Here is a 24,760-nt window from a genome sequence, read left to right as displayed (position 1 = left end):
GATTTTGCAGGTCTTTTATTAAATTTTCGCCATATATAGTGTAGCATTCAGTACTTGGGGTAAGAGCCTATATGGGAACAAATACAAATTCAAGGGGCGATGTAGTCGTGAATGAAGTTTTAAGAGTGGAGAATGTGAGCAAGACTTTTGGCGAAGCGAAAGTGGTTGACGACGTCTCATTCAGCGTGATGGAAGGCGATATAATGGGAACGCTCGGCCCGAACGGGGCAGGAAAGTCGACGCTTATAAGAAGCATAATGGGTATGATATATCCAGATTCGGGAGAGATATCTTTCAATATGGACGGAGAGCGAGGACGTCTCTTTCGTTCCAAAATAGGCTATCTTCCAGAGGAAAGGGGACTTTACAAGGATGTCACTATACAGGACATAATACTCTACATAGCTGAGCTAAAGGATTATCCCAAGGACAAGGCGAAAAAGCGACTCTCTGAATACTTGGAAAAACTGGATCTAGGAGGATTGGAGAGAAAGAAGGTAGAGGAACTCTCTAAAGGCATGGCACAGAAGGTCCAGTTCATAGGGGCCATAATCAACGAACCCAAGTTCCTTATATTGGATGAGCCTTTTTCAGGGCTTGACCCTCTGGGACAGGATATTTTGATGGAAGAGATAAAGACGCTTTCCAGGGAAGGGGCCACCATACTGCTTTCGTCGCATCAGATGAACCTGGTTGAAGCTCTCTGCAACAGGATATTCCTCATAAACAAAGGAAAGAAAGTCGTATACGGTGGGCTGGAGGAGATAAAAGAACAGTTCTCTAATTTCAAATGCACTATAGTGGGAAAAAACAGCGTGCATGACCTAGAGAAGATACCAGGAGTGGAGAGAATTGTTGAAAGCGGGGATAGGAACACTCTCTACATATCAAAGGATATGGATTCAAATAGCTTTTTAAGAGCTGTTCCAGAAAGTCTAAATATAAAGGAGCTTCATATGGACAGGATCTCTCTCCATGACATATTTGTCAACATAGCGAAAGGAGGGGCTGAACATGAGAAAGACAATTAAGGTGGCTAAGTGGGAGATAAAGAAGAATCTGAAGAACAAGACATTCCTGATATCTATACTTCTCACGCCTCTTATAATGCTTATATTTGGAGGGCTCCCGACGCTGCTTCAGGACATGGACAGCGGAAGCGTTCAGAACATATACCTGGTAGACCAAATCGGACTAGGGGGAATAGAGGACGAGCTAGATGGATCTGGCTACAAAGTTTCTGAATATAGCGGAGATATAGAAGCTCTTAAGTACAAGGTTGTAGAGGAAGGGGACTCCAGCTATATAGTATTAGACCAAGATAGTCTAAGCAGTGGAAGCTTTACGGTCAATCATGGAGACGATGTGTCTATAGATACTTCCCAGATTCAAGCTGCTATAAACAGAGCGATACAGGGCTCTAGGCTGGAGGAGCTTGGAATAGACAGGGACAAGACTGACTATGTGACAGAGAGTTTTTCAGTCGGTCAGAGATATCTCTTGGAAGAAGAGACCGATACGATGAGCAAAGTTGTGCCGGCCGTGTTTGCGGGACTTATACTTTTCTCTGTATTTATGTCCGGGATGATGACTTTTCAAAGTGCCACCCAGGAAAAACGGGACAAGATGACAGAAGTTCTGCTTTCCTCAGTAGAGCCTAGAGATATAATGCAGGGCAAGATAATAGGTTATTTTCTGCTGGGACTTATACAGGTGTCGGTATGGGGAGCAGTTGCAGGGATTGTGGCAACTTACAGATTTGAAATACCGGTTCTGGACTACCTGCTGGTGAAGGAATTCCCGCTTATGCTTCTATACGCACTTTTAGGCTACTTGCTTTTCTCGTCGCTGTTTGTAAGTTTGGGCGCGACTATAAACGACATATACTCAGCTGGAAACTTTCAGAGCGTTATAATGCTGCTGCCTATGCTGCCTATTTTCTTTGTAGGACCAGTTACGAGCAATCCCCATGGAATAGTGGCAAAGGTGGGATCATACTTCCCGTTTTCAACTTCCGGGGTGATGCTCATCAGATTCGTAACAGCCTCAAAAGTTCCAGCAGCTGAGATAGTTATAACGCTTGTGATACTTCTAGTGTCGATAGTTATAGCTATGAAAGTTGCCGGGAAGGTGTTCAAGACTGCGCTGCTTATGTACGGAAAAAACGCAACGCCTGCAGAGATAATAAAGTGGATAAGACAGTAGAAATATAAAAGAGTTTACAAAGTCATCTGATGATTATACAATAAACATATCATCAGATGACTTTATTATTTTTGGAATAAAATAAATGGAGGTAATATATATGTCGCTTTTTATAAAAAACATAAAGACGCTTGTGACTTGCGACGACAAGGACAGCGTAAAAGAGAACGTAAATATCTTTATAGATAATGGAGTCATAGTGAATATAGGGAGCGAGATTTTCGAAGCAGATGAAGTTATAGACGCTAAGGGCATGATAGTCTACCCAGGGCTTGTAAATACGCATCATCACCTATATCAGACTTTTACAAGAAATCTGCCACAGGTTCAAAATATGGAGCTTTTCGACTGGCTTAAAACACTATACGAAATATGGAAAGGGCTGAGTCCGGACTCCATAAAGTACAGTTCTTTTGTCGGCATGGGAGAGCTTATGAAGCACGGGTGCACCACTTGCTTTGACCACCACTATGTATTTCCTAGAGATACAAGCGGGGAGCTTATAGACATTCAGTTTGAGGCTGCAAAAGAGCTTGGAATCAGGATGCATGCGTCAAGAGGGAGTATGTCGCTTAGCAAGAAAGACGGAGGACTTCCGCCGGACTCGGTAGTACAGACTGTAGACGAGATACTGGCAGATTCAGAGAGACTTATAAAGAAATACCACGATTCAAGCCGAAACTCTATGACTCAGATTGCCCTTGCACCATGCTCTCCTTTTAGTGTTACAGGGGATCTTATGAAAGAGTCCGCAGTGCTTGCCAGAAAATACGGTGTAAGGCTACACACTCATCTCGCAGAGACATTGGATGAAGAATCTTTTACTGTTGAAAAATTTGGAATGAGACCACTAGACTATATGGAAAGCTTGGGGTGGATAGGTGAAGACGTCTGGTTTGCACATGGAATTCACTTCAACGACGAAGAGCTCAAGAGGCTTGCCAAGACCAAGACAGGAGTGGCCCACTGTCCTATATCCAATATGAAGCTTTCATCGGGGATAGCCAGGATTTCAGAGATGATAGATATGGACATACCTGTAGGGCTGGCTGTAGATGGAAGCGCAAGCAACGACGGATCAAATATGCTGGAGGAAATAAGGGTTGCGTACCTCCTTCACAGACTTAGTTCGAGCGACAAGGCTCCGACTGGATACGATATACTGAAGCTCGCCACAAGAGGAGGAGCTAGAGTTCTTGGAAGAAACGATATAGGCATTTTAGAAGAGGGGAAAGCGGGAGATCTGTTTATGATAGACTCCAACAAGCTTAGTCATGTCGGAACTCAGTACGATCCAAAGTCACTCCTAGGAACTGTTGGAATTACTGGGGAGGTTGACTGCACTGTTGTAAACGGCAGAATAGTTGTAAAAGATGGAAAGCTGGTTGGAGTTGACGAAGAGCTTGTTGTAGCCAAGGCAAATGAAGAAGTTGAGAAGTTGATAAGTCGTTAAAATTTTGTGAGATAAGCATATAGAAGCAAATAAGCTTAAGGGAGAAGGAAATGAGCAAAGTGGGTATTAAAAAGGTAAGCAAAATGACTACAGTCCAAAAGATACTTGAAAGTCTGAGGGACTATATAAACAGTACAGAGAGGCCCGTGCTGCCCAATGAAGATGAGCTTGCAAAGCAGCTGGGAGTGAGCAGGCTCACTGTAAGAGAGGCTATAACAGTGCTTGAAAGAGAGGGTTCGGTTTCGAGGGTTCAGGGAAAAGGAACGCTTGTGAACTCATTTGTGACAAAGCTGGAAAACAGAGTGGACCTTGGAAGCGATATAGAAGGCGTGCTGAGAAACCACGGATATGATGTGAAGTTTGAAGTGGCAGATTTTGAATTTAGAGTGGCAGATGATGCTGAGGTTTCAAAGCTGAACCTTGAAGAGGGAGATGAAATCTTAGTTGTAAAGAAGCTTCTCTACGCAAACGACATAGTTGCAGCTGTGTATATAGATAGGGTTCCTGAAAAACTGCTAAATACAAAGGATATAGATAAAAAGAGGTTCGAGCCAAGCATCTTCCCTGTGGTGGAAGAGCTCTGCGGTTGCAGCATAACACACGACGTTTTGGAAATATCCCCTGCAGTGGCGGACAAGGAACTTTCAAATCTATTCAAGGTTTCTGAGAATACACCATTGCTTGCCTTTGACGTATTGGAGTATACAAAAGATAGCGTTGCACTTATGTACAACACAGAGTACTATACTGCGGAGTTCATATCATTTACACTCTGTAGGAACGTGGCCTATAAGGCCTAAGAGAAGGAAAATTCAAATGCAATATAAAGCCAGGCTATTCCCATACCGTGCTAATAAGTTCGTATGGAAAACTGCCTGGCTTAGTTTTTTTATATGATGTAAAAATATGTATTGGAATGTATTTTATCGGCAAGCTGTGTCCTTCTAATATAAATAGGGTATCTATATCCTAATGTATTTCGAGGTTATATGTACGTTAAAATCAAAGTTTATTATAAGCTTAATTCACATATTTAAGGAGCGATAGCTATGAAAATTAAATTTTTAGGTGCAGCAATGTCTGTTACAGGATCGTGTCATCTAGTTACCACTGATAAATACAAGTTTCTATTGGACTGTGGCCAGTTTCAAGGTGATAAAATACTAGAGCAGTTGAATTTTAAAGATCTTGAGTTTGATCCAGCAGAACTTGACTTTATGGTTTTAAGCCATGCTCATGTTGACCACTGCGGAAGGATACCTCTACTGACAAACTTGGGATTTAAGGGGAAGATATACTGCACTCATGCCACTTCAGATTTAACAGAGATCATGCTTAAAGACAGCGGACATATTCACGAGGTGGAAGCTGAGTGGGCCAATAAAAAGGCAATGCGACAAGGAAGAAACACTGTAGTACCGCTTTTTACAGTGGAAGATGCAATCAGGTCACTTCAACACCTATCCCCAATCGGGTATGACAAGAGTATAGATATAAACCAGGACATAACCATAAGACTTCAGGATGCGGGGCATATACTAGGGTCATCTATAGTGGAGCTGTGGGTCAAAGAGGGTGAAAAGAGCTCTAAACTTGTATTTTCAGGTGACTTGGGAACCAAAGACAAGCCAATACTAAGAGATCCTGTGAAAATAGAAGAAGCTGACTACTTAATTATGGAAACAACATATGGAAACAGAGTCCACGAACCAAGCAAGCAAAGCTTGGATAAGCTTATAAAGATTATACTCAAGACAATAAGAAGAGGCGGAACTGTTGTAATTCCTTCCTTTGCTGTAGGAAGAACACAGGAGCTGGTATACCATCTAAACAGATACTACGATCAAGATGAGGAATGCAAGCGTGTATTGAGAGATGTAATGGTTTATGTTGACAGCCCAATGGCCACCAATGCCACTGAAGTGTTCAGGAAACACGCAGAGGTATTTGATGAGGAGACTAAGAATTTAATCTTGTCAGGCGACAATCCTCTTGATTTCAAGAATCTTAGGTTTACAAGGTCGAGTGAAGAATCTAGGCAACTCAATTATACAAAAGAACCGAAGATAATTATATCAGCAAGCGGGATGTGCGATGAAGGCAGGATAAAGCATCATTTGAAGCATAACCTCTGGAATCCTAAGTCAAGCATAATAATCATAGGGTACCAGGCGGAAGGTACACTTGGAAAATTTATTTTAGATGGAAATAAAGATGTCCGAATATTTGGAGAAAACATACACATAAAAGCCGAAATTCACAACTTGGAAGGTTTCTCTGGCCATGCAGATAGAGACGATTTGCTGGAGTGGCTTTCGGGCTTCAAATCCATGCCTAAGAAGGTTTTTCTTTTGCACGGGGAAGAGGAAGCAAAACACGCATTTGCGGATACTGTCAAACAAGCTCTTTTGTACGAATGCACAGTTGTGGAAGATGTATCGGAATATGATCTTGAGTCGGATGTCAGACTGAGCATCAAAGATACAAGAAGTAAAGCTTCTATTGGTTCTCAGATAATTAAGGCCAAGGACAAGCTCTATAGTATCCACAATGACTTTGAAGACATAATTAATCTTGCTACAGAAAAAACAATGAATGATGAGAAGATGAACGAGGCTTCAAATATGATTTTAAGAATTGAAGAGATGGTATTAAAGCTTAAATCACTTATGGGCGAAGGGGATTAGTAGCTAAGCAAGGCAATGCATGCAGCTACAACTGGAGGAATTACTTCTATGTCAAAGAAACTTAAGAATAATTTGAAGTTTATATTCATAACAATCACCATAGGAATTGTCCTATATGAAGGACGGATGGAGCTGGCTTCAATAAGGGCAGCAGAAATTGGTTCAGTATTAAAGTCCTTGCCTATGAAGAAAATAATTTTTTTCATGGCAGGGGGACTTTTGACTGTGGCCATTTCATACATACGAGAGATTATTATCTCAAGAGAGCTTAGTATAGAGCTTAAAGGGATTAAAGTTTTCAAAATAGCCTTTATTTCGAATGCCATAAACAATATTTCAGGTGGATTTTCTAGCGCTGGCGTAAGAATGCTGTTCTACTCTAAAGAAGGAGTTCCAGCAAAGGAAGCTGCTTATTACAACATATTGGCCGTAGCTTCTTTTTCAACGGGACTATCTGCATTGATTTGGACAGCCTTATTAAATCTGAAGAATATACGACTTATTTTTGAAAGGTATGAGTATGTTCTAATTGCTGTAGCAGTGCTGATTCTATATACGCCTCTTTTTTTTATGATAAATAAATTTAAATGGCTTAAGAAAAAACTGCTCGGGAAAATTGGCGATGAAGAAATAGACTACAGTCTTTTGAAAAATCTATTTATGTCTTCGATACTTGAATGGACAGTATCAGCGATGTTCTTTTCAGCTATATCATTATATTTTAGTCCGCATTCAAGTTTTATGGATATATTCAGTATTTTCATAGTTTCTTCAGCGGTAGGAGTGGCAAGTCTTGTGCCGGGAGCGATTGGAACTTTTGACGTAACTCTTTTGCTGGGGATGTCGTTGATAAATGTGGATACCCACAACGCCATCGTTTCTCTTATTATGTTTAGACTGTTTTATCACATAATACCCGTGGCAGTAGCTTTAGTTTTGACAGGCTCACTTTTCTTGGAAAGGCTTAAAAGTAAGCGTCGTACATTGTCTATAGGAGGAATTACAATGACGGATAAAGATAGTATTAAATACTGGAGTATACCTTTGGAAAAAGTTTTGAAATATCTTGGTTCGCATGAGAGTGGACTAACATCTGAGGAGGCTAAAATCCGACTAGAAAAGGATGGCTATAACTCTCTGGAAAAGCAAAACAAGACTTCTCAGCTTATGCTGTTTACAAGCCAATTTAAAAATCCTATTATAGTGATTCTGCTTATTGCCACAGTCATTTCATGGGTTACAGGGGAGTGGATAGATGCTCTTATTATTTTGCTGATAGTCTTGGCAAGCTCTATAATGAGCTTTTTGCAGGAGTATAGCGCCAGCAATGCAATAGAAGAGTTGCGAGCAAAAGTTCAAGCTACTTCGATAGTAGTTCGTGACAAAAAACCTCTTAGCATACCTTCAAGTGAAGTTGTTTCTGGGGACATAGTAAATCTTTCGACAGGAAGCCTCATACCAGCAGATGGCATTCTGTTGAAAAGCGATGACTTCTTTGTAAACCAGTCAATATTGACAGGGGAGTCGCTCCCAGTCAGAAAGCAAGAAGGAACAGCAGTTGAAGTCTCAAGCATTGAAGAACGTAAAAACTGTGTTTTCATGGGTACAAACGTTCAAAGTGGAAATGCAGTTATGCTGGTCGTAAAGACTGGGCAGGATACTGAGTTTGGACAGATAGCTAAAAAGCTTTCGCTGCGCTCACCGGAAACTGAATTTGAAAAAGGAGTGCGTCATTTCGGCTATTTGCTGACGCAGATAATGCTTATTCTGACCTTGAGCGTTTTTGCCATAAACGTAATCTTCAAAAGGCCTGCCATTGAGTCGTTGCTGTTTTCAGTAGCCCTGGCAGTGGGAATAACGCCTCAGCTTTTGCCGGCTATAATCAGCATAACTCTATCTAAGGGATCTAGAACTATGGCAAAGGAAGGAGTTATAGTCCGCAGGTTGGCTGCAATCGAAAACTTTGGCAGCATGGATGTGCTGTGTACAGATAAAACAGGGACATTGACAGAAGGCGTAATAAAGCTAGATGACACGGTAGATATCAGCGGGAATCACTCTGAAGCTGTATTCAGACTGGCCTATATAAACGCTGCAATGCAATCAGGCATGGTAAATTCTCTCGATAGCACTATTACAAGCTCTCGAGCCATGGACATAGGCAATATAAAGAAAATTGGGGAGATCCCTTTCGACTTCACCCGTGAAAGACTCAGTGTAATTGTAGGTGAAGAAGACGAGTGTACTATGATTGTGAAAGGTGCATTCAGTAAAGTTTTGGAGATATGCAGTCACTTTGAGATTGAAGGCGTCCAGAGAAAAATGGATGACTCGACGCTAAAAGAGATTCACAGCCTTTACTCAGATTGGAGCAACAGTGGAATCCGTGTTCTGGGAGTAGCAAAAAAGCCTGTTTCAATTAAGACAGACTATGTAGTAGAAGATGAAAAAGATATGATCTTTAAAGGATTTATACTTCTAATAGACCATCCAAAGCCCGATGTGGCAAATACGATTGAAGACCTCCAGTCGAAAGGAGTCAGCCTGAGAGTGATCACTGGCGACAACAAGCTTATTGCTATGCATACAGCCGAATCAGTTGGATTGAAAATCACAGGAGTTATAACGGGGTCAGAGCTGATATCATTAAGTGACGAGGCTCTTTGGAGCAAGGTTGAGAGTGTAAATCTGTTTGCAGAAGTTGATCCTAATCAAAAAGAGCGTATTATTCTGGCTTTAAAGAAAAACAGTCATGTAGTCGGATATATGGGAGACGGTATAAACGACGTTCCAGCGCTCCATGCAGCCGATGTAAGCATCTCTGTCGACAATGCCGTAGATGTCGCAAAAGAGTCTGCAGATTTTGTACTTATGGAAAATAGCTTAAAGGTGTTAAAACGCGGAATAGAGCTTGGACGGACAACATTTACTAATACTTTAAAGTATATTTTGGTTACGACGAGTGCCAACTTTGGAAACATGTTCAGTATGGCGGGGCTGTCGCTTTTCTTGCCATTTCTTCCGCTTCTTCCAAAACAAATACTTATGATAAATTTTTTAAGTGATTTTCCGGCAATTATGATTGCAAATGATTCTGTTGATCGTGATATGTTGGACAAGCCTAGAAAATGGGATATAAGGTTTATTCGAAGCTTCATGTTTACTTTCGGGATAATCAGCTCTATATTTGACTACCTGACATTTGCGGTTTTGTTTATTGGCTTCAAAGCCCAACAAGAAGTCTTTCAGAGCAGCTGGTTTGTACTTTCGATTTTAACTGAGCTATTGATACTTATAGTCATGAGGACACAAAAGCCATTTTTCAAAAGCAAGCCGGCTCCATCACTGCTCTACGCATCAATTATTGTAGGGGCTATTTCAATAGCTTTGCCTTACACCCCGATAGGAGGACTTCTAAGCTTAAGTCCTATCAGTCCGACAATACTTGCTTCACTGATTGTAATAGCATTTCTCTACATCTTAGTTACTGAAATTGCAAAGCGCTATTTTTATAGAATACACAATAAAGATTAAAGACAGTTGTAAACTCCAAGGACTCTTTTGGGGATAAAAGCATTGAAATCAACAAAAAATGAGTCAAAACTAAAAATATAGAGAAGAGGTGACTAGAATATGTACTTCAAGAGAATTTTCACACCAGGACTTTCACACTACTCCTATATGGTGGGAGATGGAGGCGAAATCGCAGTCATAGATCCCATGAGAGATGTGGGAGTTTATATAGAAGAGGCCAGAAAGGCCAACAAGAAAATAACTCATATATTTGAAACGCACAGAAACGAAGACTATATATCCGGCTCTATGGAGCTTTCGGAAAAAACAGGAGCCGAGATATACATATCTAAATACGAAGATCTAGGACACGTATATGGGGAGAAAATCGGTGAAGATGACGAGTTCAGAATAGGCAAGCTGAGGATAGCGCCAATCCATACACCAGGTCACACACTGGGACATCTGTCCTATGTGCTGTACATGGGAGATGTGCCTTATATGGCGTTTGTGGGAGACACCCTCTTCTGGGGAGACCTAGGCAGGACAGACTTCTACGGGGAAGACAGGCTGGTAGAGATGACTGCTCATCTTTACGACAGTATATTTGAGAAGCTGTTTTCACTTGGAGACCATGTGCTTATGATGCCAGCCCATGGAGCTGGATCTGCCTGCGGAGGGGCGATAGAGGAAAGAGATTGCTCCACTTTAGGCTATGAGAGAAAGGAAAACCCGGCGCTTCAGGTTGATTCAAAAGAGGAGTTTGTAGAGAAGCACAGCTATATGAGGCTTAAAGCCCCTTATTTTGAGAAGATGGAATTGTGCAATGTAGAGGGTGCTGCATATTTACCTGGAGAAGTGATTTCAAACGTTTTAAGTCTTGAGGATATACAGCGAGAAGACTATACTGTAGTGGATATAAGAAGCAGAGAAGCCTATTCCGGAAAACATATAGAGAGAAGCATATTTACAAGTACGAAGATACTCAGCGCATACCTTGGATGGATTGTAGATACAGAGGATCCTATAGTGCTTCTTGTAGATGGGCTGAAAGATGAAGAATTGAAAACGGCCTACTGGACAGCCAGAAGAATGGGGTATGACAATATAGTGGGAATACTTGGTGAAGGCACTGTTAAAAGCTTGGAGATAGAAGATACAGGGCTTAAATCGACAAAGGAAATTGGAGCCAAGGAGTACCTTGAAATGCACAGAGAGATGCTGGTGCTTGACGTAAGACGAGAAGAGGAAGTCGAAGAGGATTACCCTTATATGAATAGATTGAATATACCGCTTCAGCTGCTTAAAGAGAGAGTGGGCGAACTGAGCAGCGAGAAGGAAATAGCAGTTATATGTGGATCGGGAGAGCGCGCGACAGTGGCATGTTCTATAATGGAGAGAGCTGGAATAGACGGAACAGTCGTGGCTGGAGGTGTGAAGGGCATAGCTTCGCAGCTTAAAGACAGAGATTGAAGGGGAGATAAGATTGAGAGTGTCAGAAAAATTAGAGATTTTGAGAACTGAGATGAAAAAATATGGAGTGGACGCCTATATAGCGCCCACTTCAGACCCGCATCAGAGCGAGTATCTGCCGGAGCACTGGAAGATAAGGGAATGGCTTTCAGGCTTTACAGGCTCGGCTGGGAATCTGGTCGTGACATCTAAAAGTGCAGGACTCTGGACAGATGGCAGGTACTTCATACAGGCTGAGAGAGAGCTTGAAGGGAGTGGAATAGAGCTTTTCAGATCAGGAGAGCCGAGGGTTCCGGCTATGTTCGACTGGATTGCCGAAACACTTGAAAACGGAAGCACACTCGGGATTGACGGAAGGCTTTTTTCAGCAAAGCAAGTTGCCGGGATAAGTCGGAAGATGAATGGAAGAGGGATAAAACTCAAGCTGGACTGTGAACTGGTGGACGGATTGTGGACAGGCCGGCCAGAGCTTCCTAGCCGAAAGGCTTTTATACACAGCTTGGAATATTCGGGTGAGAGCCGTGAATCCAAGCTTGAAAGAGTGCGGGGCGAGATGGCCAAAGTGGGGGCAGACACCTACATAATATCTTCACTGGACGACATAGCCTGGCTCTACAATATAAGGGGAAGGGATATAGAGTGCAACCCCGTAGTCCTGTCTTATGCTTCTGTGGAAAGAGAGAATGCACTGCTATTTGTGGATAGCTCCAAGCTGGAAGAGGACGCAAGGCTTGAGCTTGAAGACTCGGGAGTTGAGATAAGAGACTACCAAGACATAGAGCATTACGTTTCGTCACTGGGAGATTCTAAAGTGTATCTGGACAGCTCCAAGCTAAACAGTCGAATATACAATTTCATACCGGAATGTGTAAGAAAGCTTGAAGGAGACGATATAGTGGAGAGGCTTAAGGCCGTGAAAAACCCTGTGCAGCTTAAGAACTACAAGGACTGCCAGGAGCGGGATGGCGTTGCCATGGTGAAGTTCCTCTGCTGGCTTGAAGGGGCTCTTTACGAGGAACGAGTCACAGAGATAAATGTTGCAGAGAAGATAGAGGAGTACAGACGAATGTCGGGGTTTTACATAGAGCCGAGCTTTGAGACTATAGCAGGCTACAAGGACCATGGGGCCATAGTCCACTACAAGGCTACGGAGGATTCTGCCTACGAGCTGAAGAGAGAGGGACTTCTGCTTGTGGACACAGGCGGACAGTATCTAGACGGGACAACGGATATAACCAGGACGATTTCACTCGGAAATCCGACAGCGGACGAGAAACGGGACTATACGCTTGTGTTGAAAGGTCATATAGCTCTTTCGGAGGCCGTTTTTCCGCATGGAACTACTGGCTCTAAATTGGACTCTATAGCTAGGCTTCCGCTCTGGAAAGACGGCAAAGACTACAGACACGGTACAGGCCATGGCGTGGGATATCTGCTGAGCGTCCACGAAGGACCACAGCGAATCTCACCGCTGCACAACGAGGTGGTGCTGGAGGAGGGTATGCTGATTACAAATGAGCCTGGATACTACAAGGAAGGGCATTACGGCATAAGGATAGAGAATATACTGGCCGTGAAGCTTGAAAGAGAGACAGAGTACGGAAAGTACTTCAGGTTCAAGGTGATGACCCACTGCCCTCTTGAGCTTGACTTGGTGGAGACAAGCCTTCTAGACGGGAAAGAGCGAAGCTGGATAAACCACTACCACAGGGAGGTCTACAGAAAGATATCGCCTTATTTGGAAGATGGGGAGAGATTCTGGCTTAGGAGAAAGACGAGAGAAATTTAAATAGGTTTAAAAAATGAAAAATGCTCTCCATAGATTATAGTGGCGAGCATTTTTCAGCGATTTTTCTCCCTGTAGTTTCTGATGGCTGCATGAACAGCCTGAATTCCAAGATTGGAGCAGTGCTCTTTGTCCTCAGGAAGTCCTCCAAGGGCTTCGACCACGTCATGGTCCGTAAGCTTCAGCACATCTTCTATAGACTTGCCCACTATCATAGTTGAGGCCATACTGCTTGTAGCTATAGAGCCGGCGCATCCGAACACAAGGTATTTCACGTCGGTTATGATTTCGTCAGCTACTTTTATAAACATCATAAGAGTGTCGCCGCAGCTTGGGTCACCCACCATTCCTATAGAGTCGGCATCGTCCATCTTTCCTACATTCCGAGGGTTTTTAAAATGTTCTAGCGTTATTTCTGAATACATTTGAGCACCTCTTTCGAACTATTTATTTTCAAGATAATTTTATTCCTATAGAGTGAGATTGTCAAATGCCAAAAATAAAAAACAAAAAAGAGTTATTGGCGTTTGACAATAACTCTTGATTTGTTTTATAATCAGATTAGAAATTATCATATGCTAATTACAGATAGGGAGTGGTATCGTGTCAGAATGTCAATCATGTTCATCTAATGGAAACTGCGACGGAGTGGAATCTTGCACTATGGTCAAAAATACAGACAGCAATATAGGAAAGATAATAGGAGTTATGAGTGGAAAAGGAGGAGTTGGAAAGTCAACTGTATCTGCACTGCTTGCAAAAGAGCTTAGCAGCCAAGGATACAGAGTTGGAGTGCTAGATGCCGACATAACAGGTCCTAGCATACCTAGACTTCTTGGAATAAGTGGAGAGAGGGTCTACACCAGAGACGAGAAGTTGATCCCGGGCGAGACGGCTGAAGGGATAAAGGTTATGTCCCTGAACCTGATGGTCAAGGAGGAGAGCGACCCTGTGATATGGAGAGGACCTATGATAGGGGAGATGGTGAAGCAGTTCTATACGGATGTACATTGGGGAGAGCTAGACTACCTTGTTATGGACATGCCTCCTGGAACAGGAGACGTGGCGCTTACAACTATGCAGTCCATACCGCTTAGTGGTGTAGTTATGGTTTCCATACCTCAGGACCTTGTGTCTATGATAGTGGCCAAGGCCGTTAACATGGCCAGAAAGATGAATGTAGAGGTGCTGGGGCTTGTGCAGAACATGAGCTACATACTTTGCCCAGATTGTAGCACAGAGATAAGGATGTTCGAGAGCGAAGAAGCCGATGAGTTTCTAGAGTCGATGGACTTGAAGCTCCTAGGAGAGCTTCCTATGACAAGAGACTTAAACAGGATAAGTGATGGAAAACTAAGCGAAAAGATAGGCGAGACTGTAACAGGGTTGACTAAATCTGTGCTGTCTCAGCTAGAAAAATAGGAGGAATAGAGATGAAAATAGCCGTATCGTCATTTGGAGTAGACAGCAAAGAAAAGATGGATCCTAGGTTTGGAAGATGTGAATACTTCCAGATATACGACACTGAATCAGGAGAATATACTGCAGTTGAGAACGCAGCGAAAGACTCGCCTCAGGGAGCGGGGATCGCCGCATCTCAGGACATTATAGACAGAGGGGTAGATGTACTCGTGACAGGTAAGCTTGGACCGAACGCATATGAGCTTCTGAACGAATCAGATATAAGACTCTATACTTCGGAGAGCGTATCTGTAGAGGAAGTCGTATCTCTATATACAGACGGAAAGCTTGGAGTGATATCCAGTCCAGGAGTCGGACATGCAGGTTTAAAATCCTCAGGAAGCGGTAGAAATAGATATAGATAGAAACTGAGGAGGGATTATATGAATATAGGAGTCTTAAGCGGAAAGGGCGGTACAGGAAAGACTCTGATCTCTACAAATATGGCGGTTGTAATGGCGGGAAACTACATCGACTGTGATGTTGAGGAGCCGAATGGATTTATATTTCTTCAACCTGAAGAGGTAGTGACCGAAGAGGTTTCGGTCAAGAACCCAGTGGTGGATACAGACAAATGCACTCTCTGTGGGAAATGCGTGGAAGCTTGCAATTTCAACGCCTTAGCCAAGACCAAGAAGATAGTACTCTTTGAAAAACTATGCCATAGCTGCGGGGCCTGCAAGCTTGTATGCCCAGAAGGAGCCATAAGCTATGAAAAGCGTGCCATAGGGATCATAGATAGAGGCAGAAGTGAGGGGATAAACTGTGTACAAGGCAAGCTGAACGTAGGAGAGGCCATGGCCGTGCCTGTGATAAAGGCTGTGCTAAAATCTCTTCCAAAGGAGCTAAACATAGTGGACTGCGCACCTGGAACTTCATGCAACGTGGTGAATACGCTTGAACATATGGACAAGGCTGTGCTTGTGACAGAGCCGACCAAGTTCGGGCTTCATGACCTGGAAAGAGCAGTGGAGCTCTGCAGAAGAGAGGATATACCATACGGGATAGTCATAAACAGGGTAGTGGAGAAGGAAAACCTGATAGAGAGCTACTGCAAGGAGAATTCCATAGTGGTGCTTGGTAGAATACCCTATGAGAGGGAGATAGCCGAGATCTACTCTAGGGGGGAGCTTTTGATAAAGCACGAAAAATACAGAAAGCTGCTTGAAGGCATAGAAGCAGAGATAGGGAGGCTGTAGCCATGGAGATAGTTGTTTTAAGCGGAAAAGGCGGAACAGGTAAAACCACTGTAGCTATAGCACTCTCGGAGCTTATGGACAAAGTTACAAGAGTGGACTGCGATGTGGATGCAGCCAATATGTACATGTACTACGAAGGAAAGCTTGTAGAAAAAAAGCCCTATATGGGAAATCTAGTCGCCTTTGTGGACTACGACAAATGCAATAGATGCGGGCTCTGCACCGGGTACTGTGAATTCGACAGCATCGAAATAGGGGATGTGGACAAGATGACTTGCGAGGGCTGCGGCGTATGCGCCATAGTGTGCCCACAGAAGGCCATAGAGCTGAAGCCCATAAAGACAGCAGAGATGACCGTGAGGGAAGTACACAATGGGAAGATAGTCAGCGCAGAGATGCATATAGGGAGCGAAGGTTCAGGTAAGCTTATAGCCAAGCTGAAAAAGCTGGCCAAGGAGCACACCAAAGAGGGTGAAGACATAATTATAGACGGCTCTCCCGGAATAGGATGCCCCGTAATATCCTCCGTGACAGGAAGCGACCTTGCGCTTATGGTGGTGGAGCCCACAAAGTCGGGACTTAGCGATTACCTGAGGGTGCAGGACCTCTGCGACCACTTCGACATTCAGACTATGGTCTGCATAAATAAATACGACATAAATCTGGAAATTTCAAATGAGATAGAGGCTTTCTGCAAGAGAAACGATATAGCGCTAGTGGGCAAGATACCGTTTGATGACACAGTGCTTAAGTCGATAGAGGAGCTTAAGCCACTTGTGCAATACCCGGAAAGTTCTGCCGCCAAAGCGGTGGTGGAGATGTGGGAGAATATAAAGAGAAAACTGGAGGAATAAAGATGAAAATAGCAATAGCTTGTGATGGAAACAATGTAAGTGGACATTTCGGACACTGCGAGGGCTTTACTGTATATGACATATTCGACGGAAAAGTGAAAGAAGCCTCTTTCCTTGAAAACCCAGGGCATAAGCCAGGATTTTTACCTGTGTTTCTGGGGGAAAAAGGAATAAACGCCATAATAGCAGGTGGAATGGGCGAGATGGCTCAGACGCTGTTTGGACAGAACAACATAGAGGTTGTAGTCGGAGCAAGCGGAGATATAGACGATGTAATAGCTTCTTACCTGAGTGGAAGCCTTGTATCAGCTGGCGGAGTATGCGAAGGGCATGAGCACGCAGGAAGCTGCGGAGGACACTAGAAAAAAATCAGAACAATACAAAGAAAGGGTCTGAACCAATCCGGTTCAGACCTTTTGCTATTTGCTCTTTTTGTTTGCGAAATGCTGTCCAAGCACAGCGGCGCCTATGGCTCCATTTAGCTGTGAGTAGCTGTTGGTGACAACTTCTCTTCCAAGCTTCTGCTCTATTATCCTTGTGAGCTCTGAACTCTTTGCAAGTCCGCCTGTAAACATCACCTTGTTCTCGATTCCTACCCTAGATGCCAGAGTCGATATCTTACCAGCTATAGAGTGGAGTATCCCGGAAGCGACCGCTTCTTTAGAAGACCCTCCAGCCAGCATGCTGACAACCTCGGACTCGGCAAACACAGTGCACATGCTGTTTATCTTCTCAGGCTCGGCTCCTCTTGTCAGAGAGTCCAGATCCTCTATATCAGCTCCGAGCAAGCTCACCATCACCTGAAGGAACCTTCCGGTCCCGGCCGCGCATTTGTCGTTCATAATGAAGTCGGCTATATTCCCGTCACGGTCGAGCTTTATCACCTTGCTGTCTTGACCGCCGATGTCCAGAATAGTTCTGACGTCGCTGTCAAGGTAGTGCGCGCCCTTGCCGTGGCAGGTTATCTCAGTCAGTGTCTTGTCTGCAAAGTCAGTGGCGACACGTCCATAACCTGTAGCCACTACATAGACGTCATCTGCATTCAAGCTGTTTCTAGCCAGCAGAGACTCGAACACCTCACTGCAGGCGTTCTTAGGGCTCCAGCCGGTGGGGATAAGAACTGTGTCCATTATCCTATCCTTGAAGAGCACGGCCTTTGTAGCCACAGACCCTGAATCTATTCCTATAGAGTACAATTTGTCCACCTTCTTAAAGCATCTCTATAAATGCAGCGACTCTAGTTTTGATCTGACCTACGTCAGACTGAGAGTAGTCTGTTTCTATGCTTATATAAGGAGTTTCGTTCACTCCGTTTACAACTTTTTTCATAGTGTGAGTTTCAACGCCGTAAGTATGGCAGGCTTGAAGCACCATATCTACAACACCATCTATCTTGTATTCCTTTATAAGTCTCTCTAGCATTTCGCCTCTCTTATTGTTAGGAGTCATAACAGAACAAGGTATGTTCAGATATTTCTCTGTAAGAGCGTCGAAAGGATCTTTGCTTTCGTCCACAGGGTCTTCTACAGATTTTATGCCTATGCAGTTTTCAAAGCAAACCACAGTTCCGCCGTTCTCCTCTATAGCGGCAACCAGCTTTTGAGTAGCGCCTGCAAGAGGACATCCAGTTATAAGGATTCTCTTCTTGTCTTCTGAAACTTTTCTGTTTCCAGCTTCGTAGTCTTTTAAAGTATTTTCTCTTATCTCTTCAAGAGAGCTTGTTATAGCCTCAGAAGTGAACTTGAATCCAGCTCCGTAAAGTACACTCAGCAGCTCTGAACCAGTGAAAGGTGGCGGAACCATCTTTCCAAGCTCATAGAAAGCTTTAAGAGCTTTTCTCTCGTTGTTTCTCTCCACTATGGCAGACTTAACATCTTCGTCTGAGATACTTACGTTGAAGTCGTTTTCAAGTCTCTCCTTGAATCTAACTATCTCGCTCTTCCATAGGTTGAAAGACTGCTCTCCTTCAGAAGTCTGAGGAAGTTGCATTACATGCACAGGCTTTATGTCGTCCATAAGCTCGTACATCTTCTTTTTCCCGTCACAAGTAGTCTCTCCAAGTATAAGGTCTGAGAAGTAGAAATAAGGACAAGTGTCTGTAAGCGCAAATCCGTAGCTGGCCTTTATAAGCGGACATAGGTTTCTAGGAAGGTGCTTTTCAGCTTCCTCTATAGGCTCGTCGCTCATGGCGCAAAGTCCAACTGGGACAGCTCCCGCCGCCTTTATTATCTCTGTAGGGCTGTAAGTGCAGAAAGTCCCCACAACTTTTTTTCCCGACTCTTTAAGCTCTTTCATAGCTATAAAGGAATTCTGTCTAGCCTCGTCAAAATCCTTAAATGCCTTTGGTAAATCAAAACTCATGTTTATCACCTAACCCTTTCGTAAGTTTGCCTCTGATAGTTATTTTATAGTCAAATGTCACAAGATGCTAATAGAGAAAAACTATAGAAAAAATAAAACAAATAGAAAAAAGCTATAGGCATAACCTATAGCATCTCTAGAAAAGCGGAAATCCTGGTTTGTAGTTGGCCCGAGTCCACAGAGGAGTAGTCGGTCTCCAAGTGAAGGTAGGGAACTTCTTTTTCAGACTCAACGAATCGCTTCACGCTGTAGGACTCTATATTGTAGGTGTGGCAGGACTGCAGCACGACCTCTATGACGCCGTCCACGCTGTAGTCGTCCACAAGCTCGTCTAGGAGCTCAAATCTCTTCTTGTTGTTGTGCATGCAAGAGCAGGGTATGCCCAGGTACTTTTCCGCCAGAGCATCCACAGGGTGGATATCCTCCCGCACATTTTCATACACGCTCTTTATGCCACCGCATGTCTCGAAGCAGACAACCGTTCCACCGAACTCTTCTATAGTAGAGATTATCTTCTCTGTAGCCCCTCCTATAGGGGAGCCTGTGATGAGAATCCGCTTTCTGTCGGCTGGAATAGAGCTGAGCCCCATATCGTACTCGTCCAAAATATGTTCCTTGAACCGCTCTATATTGCGAGCCTGCGCCAGCTTGTCGGGGCTGAACCCAGCACCGTTTAGGACCTGAAGCATCTCGTATCCAGATATAGGTGGAGGGATAAGTCTTCCAAGCTCGTGGAAGGACTTGAGGGAGTCTCTGAACTTGTTTCTAGCGTAAATAGCACGCCTGAGGTCGTCATCAGTTATAGAGACATCCAGCTTCGCTTCTATAAAATCCACAAGGCTGTCAAGCTCGGACTTCCAGAGCTCAAGAGAAGCAGCGCTTTCATAGTCATTTGGAAGCTGCATCACATGTGTAGTCTTGATCTTCCCAAGCAGCTCGTACATCTTCTTCTTGCCGTCGCATGTAGTCTCGCCTATTATAAGGTCTGAAAAATAGAAGTAAGGACAGCTGTCGTCAAGTGCGTGGCCGTAGCTTGACTTGACGAGAGGACAGAGGTTTCTAGGCAGATGGGCCTCGGCTGAAGGTATGGGAGCTTCGTCAGTTCCACAGAGACTTACAGATATGGCTCCCACGGCGTCCATTACCTCTACAGGAGTGTAGGCGCAGAAGATGCCGACTATGCTGTGGCCGGAGTCCTTAAGATTCTTTATATCTATGAAAGATTGTTTTTTGTTTTCTGAAAATTCCTCAAAGTTGGCAGGAAGCTTTGTCAATTTAAATCACCTCATTATAAAAGTCTATAGACAATCTTAAATCAACAGGGGGAATAATGATAATAGAAAAAAGCTATTTAAAAAAAAGGAACGATAGGAAAAGAAAAAGCGCCAGCAAGAGCTAGCGCACAGTTTCTGATATATCTACGAGCAGAGACTTGGCTCCAGGGTATCCTGAAATAGGGTCTAGTGATGTGTCGCTCGAAAGAAGAGCCATGTAAGACGGGCAGTTTTGGATATACAGGGTGTTTGGACATATATCCTCGGACTCGTGAAGTATGGCCTTGAAATTGCCCCTGTCTGTAGAGATATCTACAAGCTCTCTGTCATGAAAATGGTATTTTTTGAATACAGCTGAGTGTGCAAACACCACAGGAAGTCCGTCTTCTGTGATAGGCTCTTCAAGCTCTGAATTTCCAAAAGTGGTCGTGAAGATATGGACGCTGTTTGGAGGGTTTGTAAGCATGCTCTCCTCCACCTCCATATAAGCGGGAATAGAGTCATATCCATGAGAAGAGAGTATGTCAGACTTGAACTCCACTTTTCCCGAAGGTGTGTCAAAGCCCTTTGAGATATAGCTCTTCTCGCTCCAGCTGCCATAGCAGTATCCGTTCGGCATAGCGCTTAGCTTGTTGCAGTCTAAATCTAGAGCTGAAAGCCTGTAGTCAAGAGCTTCTATCCCAGAACTCCAAGGGAAGTCCGAGGAAAGCCCCATCTCCTTGGCGAGCTTCAGCAGAAACTCAAGCTCATTAAGACTAGGTCCGTCGCTTGAAAGCTTTGGAGAGAAGAGCAGTTTAGACTTATCGCCAGAAAGTACTTCTACAAGCTCGTCTCTTTCTTCTGGGAGCGAAAGCGGAAGCACTATGTCTGCAAAAGAAGATGTAAGCGTTACGGAGCTGTCGAAGGCCACCAGAAAGTCCAGCTCTTGAAGAGCTTGGTAGGTCCTGCTGGAGTTCGGCCAGCTAGAGAGCGCATCGTTTCCAAGCACCATCATGGCCTTTATGGAATTTGGCTCGCCACTTAAGATAGATGAGGCAAAAAGATTGCTTTGAGCTTCCCCGGAAAAGCCGCAGAAGACAGGAAATCTTTCACAGCCGATAGGCTTAAGAGAATTATCTTTTCCGAGAGAAAGCGATTTAAGTTCAGGTTTCGCTACAAACTTAACACCGCCATCAACGTCCAGGTTGCCCAAAATCGTCTCAAGAGAGGCTATAGCCCTCAGCGTCTGGATGCCGTTTGTCTGAAGCTCAAGGGATTTTCCTGTAAGCGTGCAGACTCTAGAAGAGCTCCTGTATATCTCAGCCAGCTTCACCACATCTTCCGAGGGAACCCAGGTTATCATCTCCACTCTTTCAGGGCTGAAAGCTGAAACGTACTCCCTGAAATCCTCGAAACCTTTAGTGAAAATATCCACAAATTCTCTGTCGTAGTCCCCGCTCTGTATAATGGAGTTTAGAATCCCAAGCGCCAGAGCACCATCCGAGCCAGGCCTTATCTGTACGTATAGATCAGACTCTTTTGCAAAAGAGTTTTTAAACGGATCCACCACTACAAGCTTCTTGCCTTCTAAAGCCGAACTGTCCAGCTTGAAAGAGTCCGGGCTGGCACCCCAGAGAACTACTGTGTCGCTGTTTTCAAAGTCCAATACAGGACGACTCTGGCCGTACACAAGCTTGCGGGCAAGTTCTGAAGCATAGCCGCTATAGCTTTTGTAGCTTGAAAAGTTGGGCGTGCCTAGAGACTCGCAAAACCTCTTGTAGAATTCAGAAGTCTGGCTGTCTACATCAGAGCCTATGTGAACTGCTATAGACTCAGCTCCGAAAGAGGAGATTACACTTCCAAGCTTGTCCTTTATTTCGGATACAGCCTGGCTCCAAGATATCTCTGAAAATTTGCCGTTGTCATTCTTTTTCATAGGGGAAATAAGTCTGTCGAATTTCTCTTCTTTCAAAACAATCACTCCTTAAATTAGCATATGCTATATTATACAGCAAAATGTCTCTGAAAAAACAGCAAAAAAAACACCTGATGAGAAAAGGGGATTAACTCATCAGGCTCCCATCAAAATCTAAAAGGGGTATTTCAATGGGATAAAGATACAAAGAGATTTTGAGACATGAGCGGATTCCAGATCCACTCATAGCTATTTATATCCACTCTGGAAAGTTTAAATCACAAAGTGGACAAAAGTTTCAACTTGAGTGCATTAATATGTTAGGATATACTAAATAGAAAAAGTAGGGGAGATAATAGATGGCGAAAAAAAGGGGCTGTGGCTCTTTTCTTGATAGCGCTATTTTTGGCTTTAGGGATATTTGCAGGAAAGTATATAGAGGGGACTTTCTTCAGAAAGCCTATGGTGGAGTTCAAGTCTGAAAAGGGGCTGCAGTATCTAGAATACGAGACACCAGTATTTCAGGACAAGAGCTATAAAAGCAGCATAGTCGGAACTATATCGCCTCGTGAGGTGGACGTGTTGGAGACTTACAAAGGCTGGCGGATGGTGGAGAGCGAGCACGGAGTCTACTGGATACCTCCTACGGGGATAGTGTACAACTTCGGAAGCGCTGTAATGCTGGACGTGCCTGCCAGAAACCAGTTTCCGGAGCTGAAAAACGGATGTGAAGCTGTAGCTGCGCAGATGATGCTTGAAAAATACGGAATAACTCTAGACAAGCTGGAGTTTGCAGGTGAAATTCCAAAAGACGACACCCAAATGCAGAAGGCTGGAGAAGACATAACAGTCTGGGGAGATCCTGAAAAGGGATTTGTAGGCGACATAACAGGCCAAAGCTACGGCTACTCTATTTACCCCAAACCGCTTAGCAAGTTTTTGAGAAATTACGTGGAAAACCCGGTGGACCTTACAGGCGTGGAGCCTCAGACGCTTGAAAAGTATATAAGAGGGGGGAATCCTGTTGTAGCTTGGGTGACGGTGAACTTCAAAGATAGGGATTCAAACGAGATATGGATGACGCCATCTGGCAAGATGGTCAAGGGCTCTTTCAACACCCATGCCATGACCATGGTGGGGTTCGATGAAAACCACTATTACTTCAACGACCCCTATACAGGGGCTAAAAACTACAAAGTGACAAAGCAGAGGTTTTACGAAGTCTGGAGCGCGATGGGCAAAAAGGCAATTTCAATAGAATAGAGAATAGAAGAAAATAGAAGAAAAATAAACTGGGAAAAACAATGTCCCAGTCTATTTTTTGCAGAGCAGATCTGATATATCCACTGTAGGATGGCTTGGGTAGTCCATTACCCTTCCTTCCCAAGTTCTGATCTTTATGGTGTGCTTGCCCCTAGAGACAAGGTACTGAGGCATTATAGGGGTTTTCCCGTATCCTCCTGGAGCGTTTACAATGTACTGCGGTATGGCCATTCCAGAAGTATACCCTCTTAGATACTCCATGATCTCGATGCCATCGTCTATCGAGGTGTTGAAGTGCATAGTGCCTTTCACCTTCTTGGCATGGAAGATGTAGTATGGTCTAACTCTGCATTTCAATAGCTCATGGTTCAAAAGGCGCATCACAAATTTGTCGTTGTTGATGCCGTTTAGCAGCACAGCCTGGTTTCCAAGAGGAACTCCGGCTTCGGCAAGCTTGTCACAGGCCCTTTTAGACTCCTCCGTTATCTCAGAAGGGTGGTTGAAATGGGTGTTTATATAGATCGGCGCATGCTTTTTAAGTATAGATATCAAGCTGTCTGTAACCCTCTGCGGAACCGTCACAAGCATCCTGCTTCCAAGACGGATATAGTCCACAGTCGGAATGCTGGAGAGTTCTCCAAGCAGCCAGTCCAGCTCTTCATCAGGGAGTGCCAGTGCATCGCCACCTGTCACAAGCACATCTCTTATCTCGGGGTTGTTTCTGATATACTCTATGCTTTCCATAAGCACTTCTCTTGAAGTGTGTTTGTCCTGTCCGCCGATATGTCTTCTTCGCTGGCAGTGCCTGCAGTACATGGCGCACTCGTTCGTAGCATAGATTATAAGCCTGTCAGGATACCTTCTGGTGATGCTTCCAGCAGGGTTTGTGAACTCCTCACCCATTGGGTCAAGCTTTCCTTCTTCTGAAAGTTCAAGATGTGTAGGAACACACTGAAGCTTTATAGGGTCGAATCTGTCTGAGTCGTCTATAAGCGACAGATAATACGGTGAAACCGCCCATCTGTACTTGGACCCTACCTTTCTGATATCTTCAATTTCCTCTGAATCAAGATTTAGAAGATCTGAAAGCGTGTCTGCATCTGAAATCCTGCACTCAAGCTGCCACTCCCAATCGTTCCAGTCGTCCTCGGTCGCACCGAAGTACTCAAGTATTCGAGTTTTTCTGGCCTTAAACCTGGCCTTGGACACTTCATCCATGCCTCTAGGTATGCTCTCCCTAGCATCTAAATAGTCTGAAATTTTAGATTTAAGCTCAGCGGCTCGCTCAAGCGATATTTCTCTTTTACTCATAGTTTCTCTCATACGTCGTAACCTCC

The 24,760-nt window shown here is 43.9% G+C and carries 20 protein-coding genes; 14 read left to right on the top strand and 6 right to left on the bottom strand.

What is annotated here, in order from left to right; all coding sequences use genetic code 11:
• The first annotated feature begins 71 nt into the window (after positions 1 to 71).
• The 8 genes from EUAN_RS01410 to EUAN_RS01375 all read left to right on the top strand — a co-directional run bounded on the left by EUAN_RS01410 (position 72) and on the right by EUAN_RS01375 (position 13,120).
• On the top strand, positions 72 to 1,031 hold the full coding sequence (locus EUAN_RS01410; protein ID WP_071060895.1) for an ABC transporter ATP-binding protein: 960 nt from the start codon (positions 72 to 74) through the stop codon (positions 1,029 to 1,031).
• Positions 1,015 to 2,205: an ABC transporter permease gene (locus EUAN_RS01405; protein WP_071060893.1), complete on the top strand. Its 1,191-nt coding sequence runs from the start codon at positions 1,015 to 1,017 to the stop codon at positions 2,203 to 2,205. The genes EUAN_RS01410 and EUAN_RS01405 overlap by 17 nt, the downstream gene beginning before the upstream one ends.
• A 100-nt stretch (positions 2,206 to 2,305) precedes the next feature.
• Positions 2,306 to 3,658: an 8-oxoguanine deaminase gene (locus EUAN_RS01400; RefSeq protein ID WP_071060891.1), complete on the top strand. Its 1,353-nt coding sequence runs from the start codon at positions 2,306 to 2,308 to the stop codon at positions 3,656 to 3,658.
• 50 nt (positions 3,659 to 3,708) lie between these two features.
• Entirely contained in the window at positions 3,709 to 4,458 is a 750-nt protein-coding gene (locus tag EUAN_RS01395) for a GntR family transcriptional regulator (protein ID WP_071060889.1), read from the top strand.
• 249 nt (positions 4,459 to 4,707) lie between these two features.
• Positions 4,708 to 6,345: an MBL fold metallo-hydrolase RNA specificity domain-containing protein gene (locus tag EUAN_RS01390; RefSeq protein ID WP_071060887.1), complete on the top strand. Its 1,638-nt coding sequence runs from the start codon at positions 4,708 to 4,710 to the stop codon at positions 6,343 to 6,345.
• A gap of 15 nt (positions 6,346 to 6,360) precedes the next feature.
• A complete protein-coding gene (gene mgtA / locus EUAN_RS01385; RefSeq protein WP_084655645.1) occupies positions 6,361 to 9,879 on the top strand; it encodes a magnesium-translocating P-type ATPase in 3,519 nt (1,172 codons plus the stop codon).
• A 99-nt stretch (positions 9,880 to 9,978) separates the two neighbouring features.
• Positions 9,979 to 11,331: a rhodanese-like domain-containing protein gene (locus EUAN_RS01380; RefSeq protein ID WP_071060884.1), complete on the top strand. Its 1,353-nt coding sequence runs from the start codon at positions 9,979 to 9,981 to the stop codon at positions 11,329 to 11,331.
• Positions 11,332 to 11,350: 19 nt separating this feature from the next.
• Complete coding sequence (locus EUAN_RS01375) at positions 11,351 to 13,120, top strand: aminopeptidase P family protein (protein WP_245674425.1); 1,770 nt, start codon at positions 11,351 to 11,353, stop codon at positions 13,118 to 13,120.
• 53 nt (positions 13,121 to 13,173) lie between these two features.
• Here EUAN_RS01375 and EUAN_RS01370 read toward each other — a convergent pair whose 3' ends face one another.
• Positions 13,174 to 13,542, bottom strand: coding sequence for an iron-sulfur cluster assembly scaffold protein (locus EUAN_RS01370; protein WP_071060882.1), 369 nt, complete (start codon positions 13,540 to 13,542; stop codon positions 13,174 to 13,176).
• 178 nt (positions 13,543 to 13,720) lie between these two features.
• Between EUAN_RS01370 and EUAN_RS01365 the strand changes: the two genes are divergently transcribed.
• From EUAN_RS01365 to EUAN_RS01345, 5 genes are read left to right on the top strand one after another with little or no spacing between them, the layout of a single operon-like run.
• Entirely contained in the window at positions 13,721 to 14,539 is an 819-nt protein-coding gene (locus tag EUAN_RS01365; protein WP_071060880.1) for an Mrp/NBP35 family ATP-binding protein, read from the top strand.
• Between the two features lie 11 nt (positions 14,540 to 14,550).
• The gene (locus tag EUAN_RS01360; RefSeq protein WP_071060877.1) at positions 14,551 to 14,943 is read left to right on the top strand and encodes a NifB/NifX family molybdenum-iron cluster-binding protein; all 393 of its coding nucleotides are present in this window, start codon (positions 14,551 to 14,553) and stop codon (positions 14,941 to 14,943) included.
• Positions 14,944 to 14,961: 18 nt separating this feature from the next.
• Complete coding sequence (locus EUAN_RS01355) at positions 14,962 to 15,777, top strand: 4Fe-4S binding protein (protein ID WP_071060875.1); 816 nt, start codon at positions 14,962 to 14,964, stop codon at positions 15,775 to 15,777.
• Between the two features lie 2 nt (positions 15,778 to 15,779).
• Positions 15,780 to 16,631, top strand: coding sequence for an ATP-binding protein (locus EUAN_RS01350; RefSeq protein WP_071060873.1), 852 nt, complete (start codon positions 15,780 to 15,782; stop codon positions 16,629 to 16,631).
• A gap of 2 nt (positions 16,632 to 16,633) precedes the next feature.
• On the top strand, positions 16,634 to 16,993 hold the full coding sequence (locus EUAN_RS01345; RefSeq protein WP_071060871.1) for a NifB/NifX family molybdenum-iron cluster-binding protein: 360 nt from the start codon (positions 16,634 to 16,636) through the stop codon (positions 16,991 to 16,993).
• A gap of 57 nt (positions 16,994 to 17,050) precedes the next feature.
• On the opposite strand, the gene EUAN_RS01340 is transcribed toward EUAN_RS01345, so the two are convergent.
• The 4 genes from EUAN_RS01340 to EUAN_RS01325 all read right to left on the bottom strand — a co-directional run bounded on the left by EUAN_RS01340 (position 17,051) and on the right by EUAN_RS01325 (position 22,226).
• The gene (locus EUAN_RS01340; RefSeq protein WP_245674410.1) at positions 17,051 to 17,836 is read right to left on the bottom strand and encodes an acyl-CoA dehydratase activase; all 786 of its coding nucleotides are present in this window, start codon (positions 17,834 to 17,836) and stop codon (positions 17,051 to 17,053) included.
• Positions 17,837 to 17,840: 4 nt separating this feature from the next.
• Positions 17,841 to 18,992 carry a double-cubane-cluster-containing anaerobic reductase gene (locus EUAN_RS01335; protein WP_071060867.1) on the bottom strand — a complete coding sequence of 384 codons (1,152 nt, stop codon included), beginning with the start codon at positions 18,990 to 18,992 and terminating at the stop codon, positions 17,841 to 17,843.
• A gap of 125 nt (positions 18,993 to 19,117) precedes the next feature.
• The gene (locus tag EUAN_RS01330; protein WP_071060865.1) at positions 19,118 to 20,266 is read right to left on the bottom strand and encodes a double-cubane-cluster-containing anaerobic reductase; all 1,149 of its coding nucleotides are present in this window, start codon (positions 20,264 to 20,266) and stop codon (positions 19,118 to 19,120) included.
• Between the two features lie 121 nt (positions 20,267 to 20,387).
• Complete coding sequence (locus EUAN_RS01325; RefSeq protein ID WP_281182068.1) at positions 20,388 to 22,226, bottom strand: molybdopterin-containing oxidoreductase family protein; 1,839 nt, start codon at positions 22,224 to 22,226, stop codon at positions 20,388 to 20,390.
• Positions 22,227 to 22,565: 339 nt separating this feature from the next.
• Here EUAN_RS01325 and EUAN_RS01320 point away from each other — a divergent pair, with 339 nt between their 5' ends.
• The gene (locus tag EUAN_RS01320; protein WP_211266240.1) at positions 22,566 to 23,423 is read left to right on the top strand and encodes a C39 family peptidase; all 858 of its coding nucleotides are present in this window, start codon (positions 22,566 to 22,568) and stop codon (positions 23,421 to 23,423) included.
• A 51-nt stretch (positions 23,424 to 23,474) separates the two neighbouring features.
• On the opposite strand, the gene eam is transcribed toward EUAN_RS01320, so the two are convergent.
• A complete protein-coding gene (eam, locus tag EUAN_RS01315; RefSeq protein ID WP_071060860.1) occupies positions 23,475 to 24,746 on the bottom strand; it encodes a glutamate 2,3-aminomutase in 1,272 nt (423 codons plus the stop codon).
• Positions 24,747 to 24,760 lie beyond the last annotated feature (14 nt).

This window comes from Andreesenia angusta, assembly GCF_001855385.1.
GTDB lineage: Bacteria > Bacillota > Clostridia > Tissierellales > Gottschalkiaceae > Andreesenia > Andreesenia angusta.
Note: the sequence above shows the minus strand (reverse complement) of the source record. Positions and strands in the feature narration are given on the sequence as shown.